Source organism: Bradyrhizobium sp. TM233 (assembly GCF_036247965.1).
Classification (GTDB): domain Bacteria; phylum Pseudomonadota; class Alphaproteobacteria; order Rhizobiales; family Xanthobacteraceae; genus Bradyrhizobium; species Bradyrhizobium ottawaense.
In genome coordinates this window covers 76,025-97,297 of record NZ_BTIG01000012.1, presented here as the reverse complement: position 1 = coordinate 97,297, position 21,273 = coordinate 76,025, and the positions used below count along the sequence as shown (strand labels likewise).

At 66.1% G+C, this 21,273-nt stretch carries 19 protein-coding genes; 9 read left to right on the top strand and 10 right to left on the bottom strand.

The window, feature by feature from the left end:
* Positions 1 to 12 precede the first annotated feature (12 nt).
* Entirely contained in the window at positions 13 to 612 is a 600-nt protein-coding gene (locus AABA86_RS23885; protein WP_338308653.1) for a TetR/AcrR family transcriptional regulator, read from the top strand.
* 3 nt (positions 613 to 615) lie between these two features.
* Here AABA86_RS23885 and AABA86_RS23880 read toward each other — a convergent pair whose 3' ends face one another.
* Positions 616 to 1,083, bottom strand: coding sequence for a hypothetical protein (locus AABA86_RS23880; RefSeq protein WP_338308652.1), 468 nt, complete (start codon positions 1,081 to 1,083; stop codon positions 616 to 618).
* Positions 1,084 to 1,094: 11 nt separating this feature from the next.
* Positions 1,095 to 1,595, bottom strand: coding sequence for a hypothetical protein (locus tag AABA86_RS23875; protein ID WP_212248287.1), 501 nt, complete (start codon positions 1,593 to 1,595; stop codon positions 1,095 to 1,097).
* A 286-nt stretch (positions 1,596 to 1,881) separates the two neighbouring features.
* Between AABA86_RS23875 and AABA86_RS23870 the strand changes: the two genes are divergently transcribed.
* Positions 1,882 to 3,564, top strand: coding sequence for a methyl-accepting chemotaxis protein (locus AABA86_RS23870; RefSeq protein WP_338308651.1), 1,683 nt, complete (start codon positions 1,882 to 1,884; stop codon positions 3,562 to 3,564).
* On the opposite strand, the gene AABA86_RS23865 is transcribed toward AABA86_RS23870, so the two are convergent.
* Genes AABA86_RS23865 through AABA86_RS23845 form a run of 5 tightly spaced genes read right to left on the bottom strand, consistent with a single transcriptional unit; the run spans position 3,561 to position 8,295 of the window.
* A complete protein-coding gene (locus tag AABA86_RS23865; RefSeq protein WP_338308650.1) occupies positions 3,561 to 4,472 on the bottom strand; it encodes a polysaccharide deacetylase family protein in 912 nt (303 codons plus the stop codon). The two genes, AABA86_RS23870 and AABA86_RS23865, sit on opposite strands and share 4 nt — an antisense overlap.
* A 2-nt stretch (positions 4,473 to 4,474) precedes the next feature.
* Positions 4,475 to 5,284, bottom strand: coding sequence for an ABC transporter permease (locus tag AABA86_RS23860; RefSeq protein ID WP_338308649.1), 810 nt, complete (start codon positions 5,282 to 5,284; stop codon positions 4,475 to 4,477).
* Positions 5,274 to 6,131, bottom strand: coding sequence for an ABC transporter permease (locus AABA86_RS23855; RefSeq protein WP_338308648.1), 858 nt, complete (start codon positions 6,129 to 6,131; stop codon positions 5,274 to 5,276). The genes AABA86_RS23860 and AABA86_RS23855 overlap by 11 nt, the downstream gene beginning before the upstream one ends.
* Complete coding sequence (locus tag AABA86_RS23850) at positions 6,132 to 7,181, bottom strand: ABC transporter substrate-binding protein (RefSeq protein WP_338308647.1); 1,050 nt, start codon at positions 7,179 to 7,181, stop codon at positions 6,132 to 6,134.
* A 1-nt stretch (position 7,182) separates the two neighbouring features.
* Complete coding sequence (locus AABA86_RS23845; protein WP_246550238.1) at positions 7,183 to 8,295, bottom strand: ABC transporter ATP-binding protein; 1,113 nt, start codon at positions 8,293 to 8,295, stop codon at positions 7,183 to 7,185.
* A 212-nt stretch (positions 8,296 to 8,507) separates the two neighbouring features.
* Here AABA86_RS23845 and AABA86_RS23840 point away from each other — a divergent pair, with 212 nt between their 5' ends.
* From AABA86_RS23840 to AABA86_RS23825, 4 genes are all read left to right on the top strand, one after another.
* The gene (locus tag AABA86_RS23840; protein WP_338308646.1) at positions 8,508 to 9,278 is read left to right on the top strand and encodes a GntR family transcriptional regulator; all 771 of its coding nucleotides are present in this window, start codon (positions 8,508 to 8,510) and stop codon (positions 9,276 to 9,278) included.
* Position 9,279: 1 nt separating this feature from the next.
* Positions 9,280 to 9,948: an aspartate/glutamate racemase family protein gene (locus AABA86_RS23835; RefSeq protein WP_338308645.1), complete on the top strand. Its 669-nt coding sequence runs from the start codon at positions 9,280 to 9,282 to the stop codon at positions 9,946 to 9,948.
* Positions 9,949 to 10,073: 125 nt separating this feature from the next.
* Entirely contained in the window at positions 10,074 to 13,379 is a 3,306-nt protein-coding gene (locus AABA86_RS23830; protein ID WP_338308644.1) for an acetyl-CoA carboxylase family protein, read from the top strand.
* A gap of 95 nt (positions 13,380 to 13,474) precedes the next feature.
* Positions 13,475 to 15,340 (top strand): sigma-54-dependent Fis family transcriptional regulator, encoded by a 1,866-nt coding sequence (locus AABA86_RS23825; RefSeq protein WP_338308643.1) that lies wholly within the window; start codon positions 13,475 to 13,477, stop codon positions 15,338 to 15,340.
* Between the two features lie 185 nt (positions 15,341 to 15,525).
* Here the strand turns inward: AABA86_RS23825 and AABA86_RS23820 are convergent, their stop codons facing one another.
* Both AABA86_RS23820 and AABA86_RS23815 read right to left on the bottom strand, forming a co-directional pair.
* Positions 15,526 to 16,080, bottom strand: coding sequence for a flavin reductase family protein (locus tag AABA86_RS23820; RefSeq protein ID WP_338308642.1), 555 nt, complete (start codon positions 16,078 to 16,080; stop codon positions 15,526 to 15,528).
* 57 nt (positions 16,081 to 16,137) lie between these two features.
* Positions 16,138 to 17,235, bottom strand: coding sequence for an LLM class flavin-dependent oxidoreductase (locus tag AABA86_RS23815; protein ID WP_212248451.1), 1,098 nt, complete (start codon positions 17,233 to 17,235; stop codon positions 16,138 to 16,140).
* Positions 17,236 to 17,449: 214 nt separating this feature from the next.
* On the opposite strand from AABA86_RS23815, the gene AABA86_RS23810 reads away from it, so the two are divergent.
* The 3 genes from AABA86_RS23810 (at position 17,450) to poxB (ending at position 20,856) form a co-directional block, all read left to right on the top strand.
* Positions 17,450 to 18,376 carry a 2-dehydro-3-deoxygalactonokinase gene (locus AABA86_RS23810; protein ID WP_338308641.1) on the top strand — a complete coding sequence of 309 codons (927 nt, stop codon included), beginning with the start codon at positions 17,450 to 17,452 and terminating at the stop codon, positions 18,374 to 18,376.
* Between the two features lies 1 nt (position 18,377).
* Positions 18,378 to 19,010, top strand: a complete 633-nt coding sequence (locus AABA86_RS23805) for a 2-dehydro-3-deoxy-6-phosphogalactonate aldolase (protein WP_338308640.1) — start codon at positions 18,378 to 18,380, stop codon at positions 19,008 to 19,010.
* A 109-nt stretch (positions 19,011 to 19,119) separates the two neighbouring features.
* Positions 19,120 to 20,856, top strand: a complete 1,737-nt coding sequence (gene poxB, locus AABA86_RS23800; protein ID WP_338308639.1) for a ubiquinone-dependent pyruvate dehydrogenase — start codon at positions 19,120 to 19,122, stop codon at positions 20,854 to 20,856.
* Here poxB and AABA86_RS23795 read toward each other — a convergent pair.
* Entirely contained in the window at positions 20,853 to 21,218 is a 366-nt protein-coding gene (locus AABA86_RS23795) for a hypothetical protein (RefSeq protein WP_338308638.1), read from the bottom strand. The two genes, poxB and AABA86_RS23795, sit on opposite strands and share 4 nt — an antisense overlap.
* Positions 21,219 to 21,273 lie beyond the last annotated feature (55 nt).

Below are 21,273 nucleotides of genomic sequence, written 5' to 3'. Positions count from 1 at the left end.
AAGGAGCCGAGCTTGCGGCCGCGCGAATTCGATCATGACGAGGTCCTGCGCATTGCGTTCGACCAGTTCTGGCGCAAAGGCGTGCGCGGCACCTCGCTGTCGGACATCGCGCGCGATGCCGGCGTCCAGCGCGGCAGCCTCTACAATGCCTTCGGCAGCAAGGAAGCGCTGTTCCTGCAGGCCTATGAACGCTATGCGGGGGATTATCTCGCAGCGCTGCAGAAGGCGCTCGGCACGGGCTCCTTGCGCAAGCGCCTCACCGCGTTCTTCGAACTGACCATCACCAATTTCCGGTCGGGTACGCCGCCGCGCGGCTGTCCGACCACGCGCGGGCTGATGGAGCTCGGCGCCGCCGAAGGCGAGGGGCTGGACGAAGACGCGCGCAAGGCTCTTGCGGGCCTTATCGCGCGCATCACAGCGCTGGTTCAGGACACGTTGTCGGCAGGCGCCGAGCGCGGCGAGTTCAACGGCAATGCCGCGGCCGCGGCGCTGCACATTGTCACCGTGACGCGCGGCCTCGCCGTGCTCGAACGTGCCTTCGGCGACGAGCCGCAGTTGCGCAAGATCGCTGCGCATACCGTTGATCTCCTGCTCGGCAGGAAAGGCGGCTAGATGTCAGCACAAGGCAAGGGCGTTGACCGCCCGTGTCGCCGCAGCTTGCTTGCCGGAGCCGACGAACGCGCAGACGATGGATTCGAGCTCGCCCGGCTGCTTGCGGCGCGCGACCGCCAGCAACCGCATCAATTCCGTCTCGTCTTTCGACAGCCGACGACAGGACGGCGGCATGAAGCACAGCTCGCATGGCCGGCCGCTGCGCAGGATTCTGACCAGCGCGGCCACGCGCGCGACCAGCAGCGGACTGTCGGCAATATCAGGTGCCTCGTCGGCAAAGCGATAGGCGGCCTCCCAGCAATCGGAGGCGCCGGTGGTGTAGGCCGCTCCGATGAAGCGGAACAGCGACAGCGCGACGCGGCAGAAATCGTCGTAGCTGTCGACGCCGGGGCGCGCCGCAAGCGCGGCCTGGAGCGGACAGAGCCGCGATTGGCCGGCGTCCGGCACAGAACCGCAATTATCGGGGGGCATGATCGATCTCGTCAGTGCAATGTCGGGCTTCCGACCAGCCAGCTCTTCATCGCCATGGTCCGGTCATGGTCGAATGATCGCACCTGCCGGTCGGGCAGGATGAGACCTGCCATGCGGAAGATCGTGGCGAGCCCGCGGACGGGCGCCAGCGCCCAATCGGCGCCGACCGGCGGCAGCCAGCTCGCGAACCGTTCGCGCACGATGTCGATGCGATCCTGTTGTGCCGCGGCGATGGCGTGCAGAATCCCTTGCTCGCTGTCCGACATGCGCGGACAGGTCGGGCAGTGCACTTCGATCGCCGTATGGGCCGTGCAGGCGAAGATCTCGATGATGGATTCCAGCGAGAGCACGGCATCGCCCACGCGGAAATGGTCGTACACCTCCTGGATATCGGCTGCGGTCGGAACGGCGCCGCCGCTGCGTGCCTTGGCCCGGAATCCCCAGATGAAGAGCCGTTCCGCCGCGCTGAGCGCGGGAAGGTCGAGAGACCCTGGTGATGTCGATTGATGCATGAAACCTCTGGCCCTTGGCTGCGCTTACGCCACAGCTGGCGCTGATTGCCTGCATCGATCGTTCTGCCGGAGCCCGCTCCAAGTCAACGCTCGCAGGGGCGATATCGAGGTCTTCTAGTTTTGAAGAGGTTTATATTCGGAGGCGCGGGGCCGCATCGCAAGGGTGGAAAATCCGTGCGCAGACGCGGGCCTTCGGCGGCCGCTTCGGGAACCCGAATGCTTAAAGCTTTGCTAAGGGGATCGGGATAAATTGGTATGTCTGTCCCGCCAAATCTCGTGAGCTCCGATGATTTTCTCCCGCATCAGTTTCAAGCTGGTCCTGATTGTCGGCATCAGCCTGCTCGGCATGATCGCGCTGGCGCCGATCGCGCTGTCGACCCTGCGCACGCAGATGGTCGCCGATCGTCAGGCCAAGACGCAACATATGGTCGATGTCGGCTACGGCATCCTCGCGCATTACCAGAAGCTCGAGAGCGACGGAAAACTCCCGCGCGAGCAGGCCCAGGCCGCCGCGATCGCCGAGATCAAGAGCCTGCGCTACGACAAGGTCGAGTATTTCTGGATCAACGACATGGCCCCGAAGATGGTCATGCATCCGATCAAGCCGGAGCTCGACGGCAAGGATCTCTCCGGCATGAAGGATCCCGCCGGCAACGCGCTGTTCATGGGCTTCGTCGACGTCGTCAAGAAGCAGGGCGCGGGCTTCTACGGCTACCTCTGGCCGAAGCCCGGCTTCGACCAGCCGGTCGGGAAAATCTCCTATGTGAAGGGCTTTGCGCCCTGGGGCTGGATCATCGGCACCGGCATCTATCTCGACGACGTCGACGCCGTGTTCCGCCAGGCCGCGACGACGTTCGGCTACGTCTGTCTGGCCGTGCTGGTCCTGGTCCTCGGCGCCTCCTTCGTGATCGGCCGCAGCGTGACCCGGCCACTGGCAAAGATCACCGCGCTGACCGAGCGGCTTGCCGCCGGCGACAGCGCGTTCGAGGTGCCCTATACCGACCGCAACAACGAGGTCGGCGCGCTCGCCAAGGCGCTCGCCGTGTTCAAGGACAATGCGTCGGCCGTCGGCCGGATGCACGCCGAGCAGCAGGAGGCGAAGCAGCTGGCCGACGGAGAGAAGCGCAAGGCCATGACCGATCTCGCCGGCAAGTTCGAGGCGAGCGTCCAGGCCGTCGTCCGCGACGTCTTCAACGAGGCGCGCGCGATGCAGCAGGCAGCCCAAGGCATGTCGGAAACCGCGGACAAGGCGACCGACCGCGCGAGCTTCATGGCTTCCGCCTGCCAGCAGGCCTCGAGCAACGTGCAGACGGTGGCCTCCGCCGCCGGCCAGCTGTCGTCCTCGATCTCGGAGATCAGCCAGCGCGTCGCACAGGCCGCGACGGTGGCCGACAAGGCCGCCGCGGACGGGCAGCGCACCAACGACACCGTGCAGGGGCTGGCCGCGGCCGCGCACAAGATCGGCGAGGTCATCGACCTCATCAACCAGATCGCCTCGCAGACCAATCTGCTCGCGCTCAACGCCACGATCGAGGCGGCGCGGGCGGGCGAAGCCGGCAAGGGCTTTGCGGTGGTTGCGAGCGAAGTGAAGTCGCTGGCGAGCCAGACCGCGAAGGCGACCGACGAGATCGGCGCGCAGATCACCGCCATCCAGGCCGAGACCAATCAGGTCGTCGGCAACATCGAGAGCATCCGCGCCACCATCATGGAGGTCAACGAGATCTCCTCGTCGATCGCCGCCGCGGTCGAGGAGCAGGGCGCGGCCACACAGGCGATCGCCCACAGCGTGCAGGAGGCGGCCTCCGGCACCGACCAGGTCTCGCAGAACATCTCCGGCGTCACCGACGCGACCGCGGCGACCGGCCAGGCCGCAGGCCTCGTGCTGCAATCGAGCGGCCGGTTGACGCAGAAGCTGCAATCGCTCGAAAACGAAGTCAGCGCTTTCGTCGCGGGCGTGCGGGCGGCCTAGATCCGGCGCTCGCTTGCGACACCGCGAAAATGCTTCGCGATGTCGGCACGTGTCGCCACCCAGACGCGGCCTTCGAGCCGCGCCAGTTCCGCGAGAATGGCCTTCACCGCGCGGAAACGCGCAGGCCGGCCGCAAATACGCAGGTGGAAGCCGACCGACAACATCGCGGAGCGGCCGCGTTCGGCCTCCTCGATCAGCGTCGCGAGCGCGGCGCTGACGTAACCGGAAAAATCATCCGGCTGCACGAAGCCGTTCGGATGGAAGAACTTCATGTCGTTGGTGTCGAAGCCGTAGGGCAGTATCAGCATCGATCCGTGCGGCGACCGGCTCCAATAGGGCAGGTCGTCGTCGAGTGCGTTGGAATCGTAGGCGAAGCCGAGATCGATAAGGATGTCACGCGTCCAGGCGCTCTGGCTGCCGCGGGTCATGAAGCCGACCGGCCTAACGCCGGTTGCGTGGGCAATGACGTTGCGCGTCTTCTCGATGTCGCGGCGTTCGGTCTCGGCATCGCCATAGAGCGCGTGCGGCAACCAGCGCCAGCCGTGCACGGCCGGCTCGTGTCCCGCTTCGATCACGGCTCGGGCGAGATCCGGGACGCGCTCGACCGCACGGCCGCACATCATGAAGGTCGAGCGTACCTTCGCGTCGGCGAAGGCGTCGAGGAAGCGCCACAGGCCGGCGCGCATGCCGTAATCGAACACCTGCTCCTGCACGAGATCACGCACGCCCGGCGGTGATGTCGAGGCGACCTCGCCGTAGTGCTCGGTCTCGGCGTCGCCCTGCTCGACGGCGAGCTCGGCACCCTCCTCGAAATTCACCACCAGTGACACCGCGACGCGGGCGCCGTTGGGCCAGACGATATCCGGCCGCGCGCGGCCATATCCACGAAGATCGCGTTCGATCGGCATGGTCAGCGGCTCCCGATCTGGCGGCTGACGCCGCCGAAGATCTCGGCGCAGACGAGGCCGGCCAGCGTCAGCAGTACGATCACGCCGGAGACCGCGGCGACCCGGACGTCGAGGCTGCCTTCGAGGATCGCCCAGAGCTTGATCGGCAGGACCTCGGTGCGTGCATCGGCGAGGAACAGCGACACCGGCACATTGTCGAACGAGGTCAGGAACGCGACAGAGCAGCTCGCGACGATGCCGCGGCGGATCAGCGGCAGCGTGATGCGCCGGAACGTGTACCAGCTGCTGGCGCCGAGGCTGAGCGAGCAGGTGATCAGCACCGGATTGAGCTGCTGCACGGAAGCGCCGATCATTCTGATCACGAATGGCACGCAGATGACGGTGTGGCCGAGCACCAGCGTCGCCGCCGAAAGGCGAATGCCGAGCAGGTTGAAGACCAGCAGCAGCGACAGGCCGAACGCCATCGCAGGCAGCACCATCGGCGACATGAACAGCGCATCCAGCGCGCGAGCGATCTTGAGCTTGCTGCGCGCAAGTCCGAGCGCTGCCGCGCCGCCCAGGATCGCGGAGAGGATCGTCGCCGCCGCCGCGATCTTGAGGCTCGTCAGAGCGGGCTCGACGATCTCCTGCGATTGCAGCAGCTCGACATACCAGCGCAGCGACCAGCTCGGCGGCGGGAACTTCAGGGTGATGCCACCGGTGAAGGAAATAATGACAACGACCAGTGTCGGCGCCAATAGCAGCAGCATCCCGAGGCCGGTGATCGTGCCGACGACGCCCGAATACACTCGATCGATGAGGTTACGCTGCATCGACGCCTCGCACGTAGCGGCGGGACAGCGCACCGACGGCAAAGACGATGCCGGTCACGGCCAGCGTGAAGATCAGCGACAGCGCGGCCGAGAACGGCCAGTCCTGCACGCCAACCGCCTGCTGGTAGATATAGGAGGGCATCAGGATGATGCGTCCGCCGCCCACCAGCGTCTGGGTGATGAAGGCGGTCGCAGCCGCGGCAAAGACGAGCAGCCATCCGGCGATGGCGCCGGGCAGCGTCAGCGGCAGGATGACGGTGAGGAAGATGCGGGCGCGGCTTGCGCCGAGTCCTTCTGCCGCCCGCGTCAGGTTGCCGTCGAGTCGTAGCAGGCTGTTGATGACCGGCAGCGCCATCAACGGAAGCTGTATCTGGGTCAGCGCCAAAACCATGCCCTCCCAAGTGTAGAGCAGTCGGGCCGGCGCCTGCCAGAGGCCGAGCGACAGCATCGCCGAGTTGACGATGCCGTCGCGACCGAGGATGACGATCCAGGCAAAGGTGCGCACCACCGTGCTGGTCAGCAGCGGCAGCATGATCAAGAAGGTGATCAGGGTGCGCATGAACGGACCGCTCGCGGCATAGACGAGCGCGAGCGGATAGGCGAGGGCCAGCGTCGCCAGCGCGACTTCAGCCCCTAACCATAACGTGTCCGTCAGCACCTTGATGCTGAACGGATCGGTGAAGAAGCGCATATATTGCGCCAGCGACAGGTCCGCGAACTGTGGGTTGCGGAACAGGCTGATCGCGACGAGCGCGAGCAGCGGCAGCACGAAGGCTGCGAAGAACAGCGTCGCCAGCGGGACCACCGGCAGCAGCTGTCTTGATGCGCTCGTGCTCGCTGGAATCATCTAGATCTTCACTTCCTTGCTGAAGCGGGTGATCCATTCGCCGCGCAGCGGCTGGAATTTTGTCCAGTCGAGCAGCACATTGTTGGAAACGAGTTCGTCGACGCTCTTGGCGACAGCGAGGTTCGCGCCGGTCAGCACGACCTTTCTGTTGGTCGGCATCATCACCCAGGGCGCCGCCTCGATCCCCTTTTGCGTTTCGGCTGACATCGCGGTGTCGAGATAGTCGAGCACCGCCTTCGCATTCTGGTTGTTCTTCACGATCTGCGCGCTGGTGCGGATCACGACGGCGCCCGATTTCGGCTTGGCGAAGGCAATATCGACCCCCTTGGCGGCGAGCAGCGCCACGTTGTTCCAGAAATTGAAGGCGATATCGATCTCACCTTGCTGGAACAGCGCAGCCAGCGCGCCCGGCGAGGCCGCGATCGCGCCGACGTTCGGCAGCAGCTTCTTCATCGCTTCGAAAGCCGGCTCGATGTTGGTCTCGGAGCCGCCGTTCAGCTTTGCGATCTCGACCATAAAGGCGGTGCCGAGGCTCGAGCCGAGCCCGGTGATGCCGACGCGGCCCTTGTATTCTGGCTTCCAGAGGTCCTCCCACGAGGTCGGCGGCGTCGTGATCTTCTTCGGGTTGTAGGCGATGCCGATCAACTGACAGGTGATGACAGGGGCGTAACCGTCGGGATGGCGGAACGCGCTCGGAATGTCGGCAAAGGATTTTGATTGCTCGGCCGGGAACTTCTCTAGCACGCCGCTCGCAATCGCGGGGATCAGCGGGCCCTCGTCGAACAGCACCACGTCGAAGGGCGGCGCGTTGCGCGAGGCCTGAATCTTGCCGATCTGGTCGACACCGAGCAGGGGCGTAAAGGTGACGCTGCTGTCGCTGGTCTTCTTGAAGGCCGGCCCGACCACGGCGCGAAACGCTTCGTCAAAGCTGCCGGGATACGTCGTCGCCACGATCGAGGTGGCGGCGCGCGATGATGTCGGCCATCCCAGGCGTGCTGCCGCAAGAGCGGCCGAACCGGTCGTGAGCAGCGATCTCCGGGATAGGCTCATGTCAAACACTCCTTTGCTGATGGTCTTGGACGCCGTCGGCCGGCGTGCTGAAAATGCTGACGCGTGAGACGTCGGAGATCGCGAGCCAGGCGGTTGATCCCGTCTGCGCCTTCGCGATGCCGGCGGCGCGCGCCTGGCTGATCTTCACGGCCTCGCCGCTCGCCGTGAGTCCCTCGGTGACGCTGACCGCGCCGAGCGGTACGGTGGCGCGGATCGTGACGGGAATGGCGCCGGGTCGGTCAGCGGCGCCGAATGCGATGTTCTCGGGTCGCACAGAGATCGTCACCGGCGTGCCGCGCCGTCGTTGCGCGGAGCGCCCGAGGTCGATCTCTGGACCCGCCTCCAGCAACACGCGGTCCGCGTCAGTGACGGTGCCGCGCAGCAAATTGGTGTGGCCGATGAAGCTTGAGATGAAGAGGCTGGCCGGGTGGTCGTAGAGCGCGTCTGGGTTGTCGATCTGCTCGACGCGTCCCTTGTTGAGGACGACGATGCGGTCGGCCATCGAGAGCGCCTCCTCCTGGTCGTGCGTGACGATGATGGAGGTGACGCCGAACGTCTTCAGCAGGCTCTTGATCTCGATCTGCATGTCGAGGCGCAGATTCTTGTCGAGCGCCGAGAACGGCTCGTCGAGCAGGACGAGGCCTGGATCGATCGCGAGCGCGCGCGCCAGCGCCACGCGCTGCTGCTGTCCGCCGGACAGCTCTCCGGGCAGCCGGCGCGCGAACGCCGTCATCTGAACGAGGCCGAGCATCTGCTCGACCTTGGCAGAGACCGTGGCGCCGGGCGTCTTGCGCGCCCGCAACCCGTAGGCAACATTCTCGAACACGGTGAGATGCGGAAACAGGGCGTAGTTCTGGAACACCATGCCGATACGGCGGCGGTTCGCCGGGATGTGCTCGACCCGTGCACCGTCGAAGCGGACTTCCCCCCTGGACGGACGCAGGAAGCCGGCGATGATCTGGAGCATCGTGGTCTTGCCGCAGCCTGACGGCCCGAGCAGTGCGATCAGCTCTCCGGCTGCGACGGCAAGATCGATCTCGTCGAGCGCGACCGTTGCGCCGAAAGCATGGCCGATGTCCTTCAGATCCAGCGAATGTCCGCGCACGTCACTCAACGTCAGCTCCGTCGTTGGCGTTGTCCTGCCGGAGGGTCGTCAGCAAGCGCCGTGCCAATGCAGGCGGTTCGCCAACACATTGTAAATACGTCGGTAATTAATTGTTGCCAAATATTGGCGCCAATACAATGGCTATATTGTAAACAAGCATTGGCCCCGTTTGTATAAAAAATAGGCTGCGGCAACACTCCAGAATCCTATAAAAGCGAGGCATGAAGCGAACCCGCCCTCTCAAGCGCCCGCGGAAGCGCCCCGCGCCGAAACACGGGGAGCCAGATGCCGTCGATCCGCGCAGCATCGACGATGATCCGGTGGTCCAGGGCATCCTGACCGCGATCAGCCAGAAGCGGCTCAAGCCCGGCGCCAAGCTCGGCGAGGATAAGCTTGCTTCTGCCTTTGGCACGACGCGGATTCACATCCGGCAGGCGCTTGCCCATCTCGCCTCGCGCAAGGTGGTGATGCAGATCCCCAACCGCGGGGCGTTCGTGTACCGGCCGAGTTGGGAGGAGGCGCAGGACATCTTCGCCGCGCGCCGCATCATCGAGGTCGCCGCGGTCGCCGCGGCGGTCGACCGATTGGACAAGTCCGGCAGAGCCGCGCTGAAGGCGCACATGGAGCTGGAGGCGCGCCACGATCGCAACGACCGCTGGGCCTCGCTGTCGCTCACGGCGGAATTCCATATCCTGGTCGCCAAGCTTGCGGGCAACCGCGTTCTGTTGGACATGTCGCGCGAGCTGATACTGCGGACATCGCTGGCGATCGCGACATTCGAGCAGCCGGGCGAACCGGATTGCTCGCCGGACGCGCACCCGGACATCGGGGCGTTGATCCTCGCCCGGGACAAGGCGGGCGCGATCCATGCGATGCGTCATCACCTCGAGGAGATGGAACGGCGGATCAGCCAGCAGGGGGACAAGGACGAGGTCGACGAATTCACCGCGATCTTCAAGGAGATCGGTGCGCGCTCACGGGCCGGCGCCTGACATGTCAGGCCGTCGCATCCTCCTGATCAATCCGAACAGCCTCGAGGCGACCACAGCGATGATGGTCGCCATTGCGAGGCCCGCAGTTCCCGACGGCTTCGACATCGTCGGCGCCACGGCAACACGCGCTCCCCAAATGATCGTGTCGGCGGATGCGCTGGACGCGGCTGCGTCCGAGGTCGAGGAGATCGCGAGCGCGCATTGGAACCTTTGCGACGGCATGATCGTCGCTGCGTTCGGCGACCCGGGCCTCGCCGGGATCAAGAGCGCGCTGAAGCTGCCTGCGGTCGGCATCGGCGAGGCGTCGATGCTCGCGGCGGCCGAAGGTGGTCGTCGCTTTGGCGTGGCGACCACGACGCCGCTGCTCGAGGCGAAGATCGACGCCTTGCCTGAAGCGCTGGGCTTGCGATCCAGCTATATGGGAACGCGCTTCGCCGATGGTGATCCGCACGAGCTGATGCGCGATTCGGAACGGCTGCGCGCGGCCCTTGCCGGCGCGGTCGAAGCCTGCATCGTGCAGGACGGAGCTGAGGCTGTCATCATCGGTGGGGGGCCGCTCGGCGAGGCTGCGCGAACGCTTCAGCCGATGTTCACCGTGCCGATCATCGCACCGATCCCGTCTGCCGTGGCGCGGATTATTTGCCTCATCGCAGCGCGTGCGGCCGGCTGATATTCCGGCCCGCGGGAGCGGTCACCGCAACTGGCTTCCCCAGCCTTGACGGCAGCGGCTAAAGTGAAGAAGCAGGATCATCGAACCTGCCGACCCGCTCCGCTTGCGGGCATGGAGACTGCCGCATGTCGTTCAAGAGACTCCTGATCGCCAATCGCGGCGAGATCGCCATTCGCATCGCGCGCGCGGCAGCCGACGCCGGTATCGCGACCGTCGCGATCCATCCCGCTGATGATGCGCTGTCGCTGCACGTGCGTGTTGCCGACGAAGCGGTCGAAATCCCCGGCCGTGGCGCTAGGGCCTATCTCGACATCGATGCGGTGGTGACGGCGGCAAAGAGCGTCGGGTGCGATGCCGTGCATCCCGGCTACGGCTTCCTCAGTGAGAACGCTGCGTTCGCCAAGGCCTGCGCCGATGCAGGCCTCACCTTTGTCGGGCCGAAGCCGGCGGCGCTCGAATTGTTCGGCGACAAGGTTGCGGCACGGCAACTGGCAAAGCGTTGCGGCGTGCCGATCATTGCCGGCACCAGCGGGCCGTCGTCGCTGGAGGAGATCACGGCGTTCTTCGCTTCCCTTGGCAGCAATGCTGCGATCGTGATCAAGGCCATGGCCGGCGGCGGTGGGCGCGGCATGCGCGTGGTCGAGAACGCGGCCGATCTCGCGGAAGCCTATGCGCGCTGCCAGTCGGAGGCCAAGGCTGCCTTCGGCTTCGACGGGGTCTATGCCGAGCGGCTGATCCGGCAGGCGCGCCATATCGAGGTGCAGATCATCGGCGACAAGCACGGCGCGATCTCCCATCTCTGGGAGCGCGAATGCACCATCCAGCGCCGGCACCAGAAGCTGGTCGAGGTGGCGCCGAGCCCCTCGCTGAGCGAGCCCTTGCGCGGCCGCATCATCGAGGCGGCGAAGCAGCTCGCGACGACGGCCTCTTACGACAATCTCGGCACCTTCGAGTTCCTGGTCGACGGCACCGCCGAGGACAGCTTTGCCTTCATCGAGGCCAATCCGCGGCTCCAGGTCGAGCACACCGTGACCGAGGAAGTGCTCGGGCTCGACCTCGTCCGCGCCCAGCTCGCGGTCGCATCAGGCGCAACGCTGTCCTCGCTTGGCCTTGCGCAGGGATCGATCCCGAAGCCGCGCGGCTATGCCATGCAGCTCCGCGTCAACATGGAGACGCTGGACGAGACCGGCGCGACGCATCCGACCGGCGGCGTGCTCGCTGTGTTCGAGCCGCCGTCAGGGCCGGGCGTGCGCGTCGACAGTTTTGGTTACGCCGGCTACAAGACCAGCGCGGCCTTCGACTCGCTCCTCGCGAAAGTCATCGTGCATACGCCGGGCGAAGCCTGGCATGATGTCGTTGCAAGAGCCTCGCGTGCCCTGCGCGAGTTCCGGATCGACGGCGTGGTCACCAATATCGCCTTCCTGCAGGCGGTGCTGGCGCATCCTGATTTCAGGACCAACCGCATCGCGACCGACTTCATCGACCGCAATATCGCAAAGCTCGTCGATGCCGCCGACGGTGCGGCCAAGCCGCTTTACTTTGCGCCGACCGAAGGAAGTGGCGTTTACGGCGCGGAGACGCATGTCGCGCAGATCGTGCCTGAAGGCACGGTGATGGTCGCTGCACCCTTGCAAGGAACCATCGTCACCATTCAGGTGAAGGAGGGCGAGATCGTGCGCCCCGGCCAGCAGCTCGCCGTGATCGAGTCCATGAAGATGGAGCATCTCGTGATGGCCGAGCAGGGCGGCCGGGTGACAAAACTCGCCGCCGGCGACGGCGCCACGCTGCTGCATGGCGAGGCGATCCTCTATCTGGAGCCGCTCGACGTTGCGGCCGACAGCACGACGGCCGAAGCCGATATCGATCTCGACCACATCCGCCCCGACCTCGCCGAGCTGATCGCGCGCCAGGCCAACACGCTGGATGCGAATCGCCCCGCCTCGGTCGAGCGCCGACGCAACACCAACCAGCGGACCGCGCGCGAGAACGTCGCCCAGCTCGTCGACGACGGCTCGTTCATGGAATATGGCAGCCTCGCGATCGCGGCGCAGCGCCGCCGCCGCAAACTCGACGATCTCATCAAGAACACGCCGGCCGACGGTCTCGTGATGGGCGTCGCCACGGTCAATGGCGAGAAGTTCGGCCCCGAGGGCGCGCGCTGCATCGTCGTGGCCTATGACTACACCGTGCTCGCGGGCACGCAGGGCCACATGAACCACAAGAAGATCGACCGCATGCTGACCTTGGCGGAAGACTGGCGCGTCCCGCTGGTGTTCTACGCCGAGGGCGGCGGCGGCCGGCCCGGCGATACCGACCGGCTCGGCATGACCGGTCTCGACGGTCCGTCCTTCGTGCAGTTCGCAAGGCTCTCCGGCCTCGTGCCCGTGATAGGTGTCGTCTCCGGCTATTGCTTCGCCGGCAACGCCGCGATGCTCGGCTGCTGCGACGTGATCATCGCGACCAAAAATGCTTCGATCGGCATGGGCGGCCCCGCGATGATCGAGGGTGGCGGCCTCGGCGTCTATCACCCGGCCGAGGTCGGCCCTGTCTCGTTCCAATCGCCGAACGGCGTCATCGACATCCTGGTCGAGGACGAGGAGGAAGCGACGAAGGTCGCGCAAAAATACCTGTCCTATTTCCAGGGTGCGGTGACGGAGTGGCAGGCCGCCGACCAGCGCCTGCTGCGCCGCGCCATCCCCGAGAACCGCCTGCGGGTCTACGATATCCGCAGCGTCATCGATCTCGTCGCCGACAAGGATTCCGTTCTGGAGCTGCGCCGCGACTACGGCGTCGGCATGATCACCGCGCTGATCCGCATCGAAGGCAAGCCGTTCGGCCTGATCGCCAACAATCCGCGCCATCTCGGCGGTGCCATCGATGCCGATGCAGGCGACAAGGCCGCGCGCTTCCTCCAGCTCTGCGACGCCTTCGACTTGCCCGTCGTCTCGCTCTGCGACACGCCTGGCTTCATGGTCGGTCCGGAAGCCGAGAAGACTGCAATCGTGCGCCACGTCTCGCGCATGTTCGTCACAGGCGCGAGCCTCACCGTGCCGCTGTTCGGCATCGTGCTGCGCAAGGGCTATGGCCTGGGCGCGCAGTCGATGATCGGCGGCGGCTTCCACGCCTCGTTCTTCACCGCGGCCTGGCCGACCGGCGAGTTCGGCGGCATGGGGCTGGAGGGGTACGTCCGCCTCGGCTTCCGCAAGGAGATGGAAGCCATCGCCGACCCCGAGGAGCGCGAGACCTATTACCGCAACAAGGTCGCCGAGCTCTATGCCAACGGCAAGGCGGTCTCGATCGCCTCGGTGTTCGAGATCGACAACGTCATCGACCCCGCCGAGACGCGGCGCTGGATCATGGCCGGACTCCGTTCGGTGCCGAAGCCGCCGGCCAGGACCGGGAAGAAGCGGCCGTGCATCGATACGTGGTGAGGGCGGTGCAGCAATAGCTGCGTCCCGGTTCCGGATTGACATCCCCGCCTGTGGTGCCAGACTTTGCACAATAATACAGGGTGGAGACGTCCGCGATGGCCAGCCTGTCGGCCTCGAACCATGTCGCCCGCGTCTTGTCCGTCGCCAATCAATTGGCCGACGTCGATGCCTCTTCGCGCATTGCCGATTCCTGGCGGCGTTGCCTGATCGGCCACAAGCTCGACCCCGCCCGCCAGGGACCGCCGCAGACGCTGACTGAAGCCGAGGTCCGGCATGTCGCCGAACCGATGGAGCAGCTGATCCGGCTGGCGACGCCGGAGCTCGAAGACCTCGCGCGGGTGCTGCGCGAGGCAGGCTATTGCGTCAATCTCGCCGATCCCAGCGCCACGATGCTGTGGAGCCGGCTGCCCGGCCCGGCCGATACCGAAATATTCATGCGCTGGAAGGTCTATACCGGCTCGAATTTTTCCGAGGCTTTCGAAGGCACCAACGGGCTCGGCACCGCGCTCGCGGAGCAGAAGCCGATCCTGGTGCATCGTGACGAGCATTTTCGCGCGCAGTGGCACATGTTCTCCTGCGCCGTGGCACCGCTGTTCGACCAGGCCGGTCGCCTCGCCGGTGCCGTGAACATCACCTCTTGCCGAGAGGATCTCGAGCGCGCTGCGCATCAGCTCGCGCTCGCGGTGACGATGGAGGCGACGCGGCGCATGGAGGGCGCGATCTTCCGCGGTCATTTCCGCAACGCCTGGATCGCGACGGTACCGGGCGACGGCGGCAGCGGTCTGCTCGCCTATGACGACGATCGCCGCATCGTCGGCGCCTGCCGTTCGGCGCGCGCATTGCTGGGTCTCACCGACGGCTTGATCGCATCCGGCATCGACCTGTCGCGCTACCTCAAATTCGATCATCATGCCGCCCGCGGCGCGGACGGTGTCGTTGAGCTGCGCCGCGCCGACGGCAGTGGGATCGGGCAGGGGCATGTTGCGCCGCCGCTGCGGGCGAGATCATCGGCGCGTCCGCATGCGCCGCGCCGCGATGAGCCCGTCGATCGCTTCGACGCGCTGCATCGGCTCGCCGGCCGCGATCCCGGGCTGATCAGAAGCGTGAAGCGGCTCCGAAGCATAGGCGATCACAATCTGCCCGTGCTGCTGTACGGCGAAACCGGCGTCGGCAAGGATGTGTTCGCGCGCGCCATTCACGCCGCGAGCTGCCGGGCGCGCAGCAATTATGTCGCGCTGAACTGCGCGGCGATGCCGGAGAGCCTGATCGACGCCGAGCTGTTCGGCTACGAGGCCGGCGCGTTCACCGGCGCACGGCGCGACGGCTCGAAAGGGCTGATCGTGCAGGCCGATGGCGGCACCCTGTTCCTCGACGAGATCGGCGACATGCCGATCGCGCTGCAGACGCGCTTGCTCCGCGTGCTGGAGAACCGCGAGGTCTGGCCGCTCGGCGCGCTCAAGCCTGTCGCCGTCGACATCCGCCTGATCAGCGCCACCCACCGCGATCTCGGCCGCATGGCCGAGGAGGGCGCTTTCCGCGCCGATCTCTATTTCCGCCTGCGCGGCCTCGAGGTACGGCTGCCGGCACTGCGCGAGCGCGCCGACCGGGACGACGTCATTCGCCAGATCGCGCGCGAGGAGGCGCCGAACTGTCGCCTCTCGGATGAAGCGTGGGCGCGACTCTCGGCCTATTCCTATCCCGGCAACATGCGCCAGCTCCGCCACGTGCTGCGGCTCGCCGGCTGCACGGCGGAGAACGGCGTCATCACGGATGCGGATCTGGATCTGCCGCCGTTCGGCGGGCGGGTTGAGCCCGACCTTGAAGCCGCCGAGCGCGCCACGATCGTCGAGGCCTTGCGCAAGCACGGCGGACGCGTCACCGAGGCGGCGCGCGCACTGAAGCTGAGCCGGGCGACGCTGTATCGGAAGATCAAGCTGCTGAAGATCGAGACGACGCAATAGCGGTCTCTGTCCCAGATCACAGACGTCGTAGGGTGGGCAAAGGCGCACTTGCGCCGTCCCCACGTCTTCTCGTTGAGGACCTAAGACGTGGGCACGCTTCCGCCTTCGCTCTTCGAGCTACGGCGGACAAGTCGCTTTGCCCACCCTACGATATCTGTAGTCGTGGATCGCTTGCGTGGCGCGTCTTACGAAAAATCCGTCCAGCTCAGATGCCGTGAGTCGAGGTCGCCGACCGTCACCGTTTCGCGCATCTCCTGCGGCGTGTGGAAACTGCTGCGCAGGTACACCAGCGGCGCGACGGACGCCAGATGCGACACGCCGCGGACTTCGCCGACGAAGATCGAATGCGTCGTCGTCTCGAATTCCTGCGCCAGCACGCAGTCGAATGCGGCCACCGCATCCGTCAGCACCGGTGCGCCCGTCACGCCGCGCGTCCACTGGCCGAACGCAAAGCGGTCGTCGCCGTTGACGCCCTTCTGGCCGCTGAAGGTGAGCGCGAGCAGCGCGTGGTCCTCGTGCAGGAAATTGATTGCGAAGGCGCCTTCCTCGCGGATGCGTGCATGCGCGCTGGCGTTGCGATTGACGCAGACGATCAGTGATGGCGGATTGTCCGACAGCGAGCAGGCCGAGGTCACCGTCAATCCCGTGCGCTTGCCGTGCTCGGCACCGACCGTCACCAGCGCGACGGCGCCGGCGCATTGGCGCATCGCCTGCTTGAAATCCTTTGCGTCCACGCTCACGCCGAGGCCTCCGAAATGGATGCGGGTGCGGCACGATCGCGCCGCACCCGCTGAGCGTCAAGCCGCCTTCTTCGCGGAGCCGAGATGCGCAAGGCGCGGCATCACCTCGTTCTTCAGCAGCGAGAGCGAGTGGTGCCAGGCTTCCGCCTTGTGCTTGTAGTCGAAGCCGAACACCAGCAGCACGCCGAAGCCGCCGACCTCGTCGTAGATCTTCTCGATCTTCTCGGCGACGGTCGCGGGCGAGCCGACGATCCAGTTCCGCTTGGCGCAATATTCGACGGTGACGTCGCTGTCGGGCACATCAGGGGCGTGCTTGAGATAATCCTTGAAGCCGAAATGGCCGAGCAGCGGCAGGAAGTACTCGCCCATCATCCGGCCCATCATGTCGCCGGTCGAGAGCTTCCAGGCCTCTTCGTCGGTGTCGGCGACGCACACCTCGCGCACCAGGCGCCAGTCCTGCCGGTTCGGCTTGCGCCCGGTCTTGGCGGCGCCGATCTCGACGGAGTCCCAGTGGCTGGAGACATAGGCCGGGTTGAGATTGAGGCTCATCGGAATGAAGCCGCGCTCGCCGGCAAGCTTCAGCGTGTCCGAGTTCTTCGACAGCCCGGCGACGCCGATCGGCGGATGCGGCGCCTGCAGCGGCTTGATGTGGGGCTTGAGGAAGTCGAACATCGTGTCCGGCTTGGTCACTGTCCAGAACTTGCCCTTGTGGGTGAAGGGCGCCGGCTCGGTCCACAGCTTCAGGATGATCTCCAGCGCCTCGCGCGTCATGTCGCGGTTCTGCCCGCTCATGCCGTCGACGTTGAACATTGCCCAGTCGCTCGGCAGGCCGCTCGCCGCGACGCCGAAATTGAGCCGGCCCTCGGAGAGATGGTCGAGCATCGCGACGCGGTTGGCGAGCTCGGCCGGGTGGTGATAGGGCAGCAGGAATCCGCCCGGCCCGATGCGAAGCTTCTTGGTCTGCATCAAGGCCTGCGCGATCAGGAGGTCCGGCGTGGGATTGGGTTCCCAGGGCGCGGTGTGGTGCTCGCCGACCCAGGCCTCCTGATAGCCGAGCTCATCGAGCCAGCGCATGACCTGCAGGTCCCAGTCGTTCCCTTCCTTCAGGCCGCACTCCGGCGGATGCGAAGGCATCGTGAAATAGCCGATCTCCATGGGTTTCCTCATCTGATGTTGACGCGTCTTGTCGCGCGTTGACGGAGTTGAGCGGGAAGGCTTCAGCAAGCGCTGTGCCAGCGCGGGGCGGCCTCAAAGCGGAGAGAAAGGGCTGGTTTGCCCGCGCAATAGCCGGTATCCCGGCACAGACCCGCAAGACGTCGTCTCATTGTCGCGAGACGGCGTCCCGGCGGTGAGACGAGGACAGTTTCGAATGACCGAACCCGCTTATGTCGCGGTGGACTGGGGCACCAGCAGCTTTCGCCTGTGGCTGGTCGATCGCGCCGGCGAGGTGCTGACGGAGCGCCGCAGCGGCGAGGGCATGCTGGCGGCGGCGAAGGCCGGCTTTGCCGCCGTGCTGCGATCGCATCTTGCGGCGGTCGAAGCGCCGGATCATCTGCCGGTTCTGGTCTGCGGCATGGCCGGTGCCAGGAACGGCTGGGTCGAAGCCGGCTATGTCGACACCCCGGCACCGCTCTCGGCAATCCTGAAGCAGGCCGTGCGCGTCCCCGGCGAGGCGCGCGACATCCGCATCCTGCCCGGCATCGCGCAGCGCGATGCAGCCGCCCCCGACGTCATGCGCGGCGAGGAAACGCAGCTGCTCGGCGCGCTCGGCCTTAATGCCGCCGGCGAGGCGCTGGTCTGCATGCCCGGCACGCATTCGAAATGGGTGCGGGTGAGGGACGGCATCGTCGAGCGCTTTTCCACCTTCATGACCGGCGAGCTGTTCAGCGTCGTCGCGCGCGAGACCATCCTGTCGTTGGCTGTCGCCGGCGCCGACGAGGCCGAGGATGTCGCGAGCTTCAAGGCAGCGGTGAAAGCGGCGTATGAGGCGCCGGCCTTCGCCGCCAATCTCTTGTTCGGTGCGCGCTCGCGCCAGCTGCTGTTCGGCGGCACGCCGGCCGCGGCGCGCGAGACGCTGTCGGGCACGTTGATCGGCGTCGAGCTGGCGGCGGGGCTTTCCGGCGTTGTGCCGAAAGCCGGCATCACGCTGATTGCCTCGGGGCGGCTTGCGATGCTGTACCGGCTGGCGTTCGAGGCGCTGTCGGTCAACGCTGATACGGTCGATGCGGACGAAGCCGTTCGCCGCGGCCTGTCGATGGCGGCTGCCGCGATCTGGACGAAATCAAAGGATCTTTGAGATGACCATTCCCTTTCCCCCGATGAAGCGGCCGCTGGTTGCGATCCTGCGCGGCGTCAAGCCGGAGGAGACCGAGGCGATCGTCGGCGTCCTGATCGAAGCCGGCATGACCGCGATCGAGATTCCCCTGAACTCGCCCGATCCGTTCCGCTCCATCGCAACGGCGGTGAAGCAGGCGCCTCCGGGCGTGTTGATCGGCGCCGGCACGGTGCTGGCCACCGCGGATGTCGATCGTCTCAACGACGTCGGCGGCAGGCTGATGGTCTCGCCGAATGTGGACACGCAGGTGCTCGTGCGTGCGCATCAGTACGCCATGGTCACGCTACCCGGCGTGTTTTCGCCGACCGAGGCGCTGCTTGCTGCGCGCTCCGGCGCATCCGGCCTGAAGTTCTTTCCGGCCAGCGTGCTCGGTGCCTCCGGCATCGCCGCGATCCGCGCCGTGCTGCCATCGGGTGTCATGATCGCGGCCGTCGGCGGCGTCTCCGATCAGAATTTTGCGGAGTATATCAAGGGCGGCGTGACCGCCTTCGGGCTCGGCTCCAGCCTCTACAAGCCCGGCATGAGCGCAGCCGACGTCGCCGCGCGCGCGAAGGCGACGATCGCGGCTTACGATCGGGCGATCGCGAAAGACTGAGACGGCAATGAACTAGCCGTGATCCCGTCATGGCTTATTGTGCCTCATTGTGTTCGCGATGCTGCTGTTCACGCATCGTGTGGATGACCGGCGACAGCAGGAGACCGACATGGCGATCAACAACGTGGCCGATCTGTTCGTGGCAACGCTCGAACAGGCCGGCGTCAAGCGCATCTACGGCATCGTCGGCGACAGCTTGAATGCCCTGACCGAGGCCCTGCGGCGCCGTGGCACCATCGAATGGATCCATGTCCGCCACGAGGAGGTCGCAGCGTTTGCCGCGGCCGGAGAAGCCGAGATGACCGGAAGCCTTGCGGTGTGCGCGGGCTCCTGCGGTCCCGGCAATCTGCATCTGATCAACGGGCTGTTCGACGCGCATCGCAGCCGCGTCCCCGTGCTGGCGATCGCGGCGCAGATCCCGACCGCCGAGATCGGCGGCGGCTATTTCCAGGAGACTCATCCGCAGAACCTGTTCCGCGAATGCAGCCATTATTGCGAGCTGGTCTCCGACCCGAGCCAGCTTCCCTTTGTGCTGGAGAACGCAATCCGGGCGGCGGTGGGCCTGCGCGGCGTCGCCGTCGTCGCCATGCCCGGCGATGTCGCGTTTCGCAGCCCGCCCAAGCGCGCGCTGTCGACCACGCGCGGCCTCAACGTGGCGGCGCCGAAGGTGGTGCCGCAGGCGGATGAGCTGCAGGCGCTCGCCGATCTCCTCAACGGCGCCGAGCGCATCACCCTGTTCTGCGGCCGCGGCTGCGCCGGCGCGCATGCACCCTTGATGCAGCTCGCGGAGACGCTGAAGAGCCCGATCGTGCATGCGCTCGGCGGCAAGGAGCACGTCGAGTACGACAACCCTTACGACGTCGGCATGACCGGCTTCATCGGATTCTCCTCGGGCTACGCCGCCATGCACGCCTGCGACGCGCTGGTGATGCTCGGTACGGATTTTCCCTACAAGCAGTTCTTCCCTGATGATGCGAAGGTCGCGCAGATCGACATCCGCCCGGAAAATCTCGGACGACGCTGCAAGATCGATCTCGGTCTCGTCGGCGACGTCAAGCTGACCATCGAGGCGCTGCTGCCGCTGCTGAAAGCAAAGACGCAGCGCAAGCATCTCGGCGACGCTGTGGCGCATTACAAGAAGGCGCGCGAGGGCCTGGATTCGCTCGCCAGGGGAACGCCGGGAAGCAAGCCGATCCACCCGCAATACCTCGCCAAGGTCATCAGCGACCATGCCTCCGACAATGCGGTCTTCACCGCCGATGTCGGCACGCCCACAGTGTGGGCCGCGCGCTATCTCGACATGAACGGCCGCCGCCGGCTGGTCGGCTCCTTCGTGCACGGCTCGATGGCCAACGCGATGCCGCAGGCGATCGGCGCGCAGGCCGCCCAGCCCGGCCGTCAGGTGATCTCGCTGTCGGGCGACGGCGGCTTCACCATGCTGATGGGCGACCTGATCACGCTGACGCAAGAGAAGCTGCCGGTGAAGGTCGTGATCTTCAACAACGGCGTGCTCGGCTTCGTCGCGCTGGAGATGAAGGCGGCCGGCTTCGTCGACACCAATGTCGACCTGGAGAATCCCGATTTCGCGGCGATGGCGCGCGCGATGGGCATCTTTGCCAAGCGTGTCGAAGACCCGGGCGAGCTTCCCGGTGCCGTCAAGGAGATCCTCGCCCATGACGGGCCGGCGCTGCTCGACGTCGTCACCGCCAAGCAGGAGCTGTCGATGCCGCCGACCATCACCACCGAACAAGTCAAGGGTTTCAGCCTCTGGGTCCTGCGCGCGGTGATGAATGGCCGCGGCGACGAGGTGCTCGACCTCGCCAAGACGAACCTCTTGCCGCGCTAGCCCCGCTTCACCGAAGGCGCGGGCAGTTGCTCCTGGCGGCGCTGGAAGCGCTGCCAGTGCAGCACGCTGCCGATCAGCAGGGCCGGCACGAAGCCGAGCGCGATCAGGAAGTGCGGCAGCTGCGTCGGCGAGACGAAGGCGATCGCGATGTCCGAGATCAGCCAGAGCGCTGCGAACATCACCGCGAAATCCGTTCGCGCGCAGCGCAAATAGTAGAACACGGCGGTGATGACGATCGCGGGGCCGATCGCAACCCCGATCATCACCGCGGTCAGCTCCTTCGGCGTCAGCGCGTCGAGCATCATCGCGGCCAGCAGCCAGAGTGCGGCGAACATGGCGACGATGTCGAGCGGATGCCGCAATCCAATACCTCTCGCGGGGACGCGCTATCGTTGTGGCCGGCGCTGCGGCCGTCAA

Coding starts and splice junctions, on each gene's coding strand:
- AABA86_RS23880 (WP_338308652.1), bottom strand. CDS start 1,083: ATGCCCCCCGATAATTGCGGTTCTGTGCCGGACGCCGGCCAATCGCGG.
- AABA86_RS23875 (WP_212248287.1), bottom strand. CDS start 1,595: ATGCATCAATCGACATCACCAGGGTCTCTCGACCTTCCCGCGCTCAGC.
- AABA86_RS23870 (WP_338308651.1), top strand. CDS start 1,882: ATGATTTTCTCCCGCATCAGTTTCAAGCTGGTCCTGATTGTCGGCATC.
- AABA86_RS23865 (WP_338308650.1), bottom strand. CDS start 4,472: ATGCCGATCGAACGCGATCTTCGTGGATATGGCCGCGCGCGGCCGGAT.
- AABA86_RS23860 (WP_338308649.1), bottom strand. CDS start 5,284: ATGCAGCGTAACCTCATCGATCGAGTGTATTCGGGCGTCGTCGGCACG.
- AABA86_RS23855 (WP_338308648.1), bottom strand. CDS start 6,131: ATGATTCCAGCGAGCACGAGCGCATCAAGACAGCTGCTGCCGGTGGTC.
- AABA86_RS23850 (WP_338308647.1), bottom strand. CDS start 7,181: ATGAGCCTATCCCGGAGATCGCTGCTCACGACCGGTTCGGCCGCTCTT.
- AABA86_RS23840 (WP_338308646.1), top strand. CDS start 8,508: ATGAAGCGAACCCGCCCTCTCAAGCGCCCGCGGAAGCGCCCCGCGCCG.
- AABA86_RS23835 (WP_338308645.1), top strand. CDS start 9,280: ATGTCAGGCCGTCGCATCCTCCTGATCAATCCGAACAGCCTCGAGGCG.
- AABA86_RS23830 (WP_338308644.1), top strand. CDS start 10,074: ATGTCGTTCAAGAGACTCCTGATCGCCAATCGCGGCGAGATCGCCATT.
- AABA86_RS23825 (WP_338308643.1), top strand. CDS start 13,475: ATGGCCAGCCTGTCGGCCTCGAACCATGTCGCCCGCGTCTTGTCCGTC.
- AABA86_RS23815 (WP_212248451.1), bottom strand. CDS start 17,235: ATGGAGATCGGCTATTTCACGATGCCTTCGCATCCGCCGGAGTGCGGC.
- AABA86_RS23810 (WP_338308641.1), top strand. CDS start 17,450: ATGACCGAACCCGCTTATGTCGCGGTGGACTGGGGCACCAGCAGCTTT.
- AABA86_RS23805 (WP_338308640.1), top strand. CDS start 18,378: ATGACCATTCCCTTTCCCCCGATGAAGCGGCCGCTGGTTGCGATCCTG.
- poxB (WP_338308639.1), top strand. CDS start 19,120: ATGGCGATCAACAACGTGGCCGATCTGTTCGTGGCAACGCTCGAACAG.